Consider the following 834-nt stretch of genomic DNA (forward strand, 5'->3'; position numbering starts at 1 on the left):
GCGTTCGAGTTTTTTGCGCAATTGTTCTTCTTGCTGATCCATATAATAACCGGCACCACCTCCGGCTAAAGCCCCAGCAGTTGCCCCAATTAAAATGCCTTTCTTTCTATCACCTTTGCTAGACGTCGCAGCGCCGATGACTGCACCACTCACCGCACCAATGACACTACCTAATGTTGCGTTAGAGGTTTTTTCTTCACCCATGTAAGCATCGCGCGTTGCGCAGCCTGTGATGATGGCGAATGCCAATGAAGCGACGAACATTTTGAATACTACTTGCATACTTCTTCCTAGTTATCAGAGACCTATGTTTACCCTAGATTGCTCCAAACTGCTTTGCAGGACTTTTCTGGTTAATTTGAACGAATAGGTGTTCTATGGAGTATGTGCTTGACGCCACGATTTATCTGAGGTTTGAACGTTTCTCAAAACGCTAATCAAGTAGAGATGCTTAGTTGAGTTTGCAATACACTAAGCCAAAACAAATAGTAGGACGTGATACGTATGCCGGTTTATGCACTCAACCTTTTCAATATTAAAGATGCCTCTGAATACAAAGCCTACGCGCGACGATCAGCGAAAGAGATTCAGTCGCATGGTGGGCGTGTTGTCTCGCTCGGAAAATTTCGTGAATCTATACAGGGCGATATCTCTCCGCGCACGGCGATGATATTGGTTGAATGGGAAACTAAAGAAGCCTTTGATCATTATCGAAATGATCCCGCGCTAGCAGATTTACATCCACACAGAGTGAATGGAACTGATCAATATATCTGGCATTTGTTTGATAAGCTGGACGATTTAAGACCCTTGCTAAGTCATGATCAGACTTAA

2 protein-coding genes are annotated in these 834 nt (G+C 44.0%); one reads left to right on the top strand and one right to left on the bottom strand.

Annotation, left to right across the window (positions count from 1 at the left end; translation table 11 throughout):
* Positions 1-282, bottom strand: a 282-nt coding sequence (locus A3738_RS07915; protein WP_231876574.1) for a glycine zipper domain-containing protein, incomplete at its 3' end; no start/stop codon positions are given.
* 222 nt (positions 283-504) lie between these two features.
* Between A3738_RS07915 and A3738_RS07920 the strand changes: the two genes are divergently transcribed.
* Complete coding sequence (locus A3738_RS07920; protein WP_068480996.1) at positions 505-834, top strand: DUF1330 domain-containing protein; 330 nt, start codon at positions 505-507, stop codon at positions 832-834.

This window comes from Oleiphilus sp. HI0066 (genome assembly GCF_001635725.1).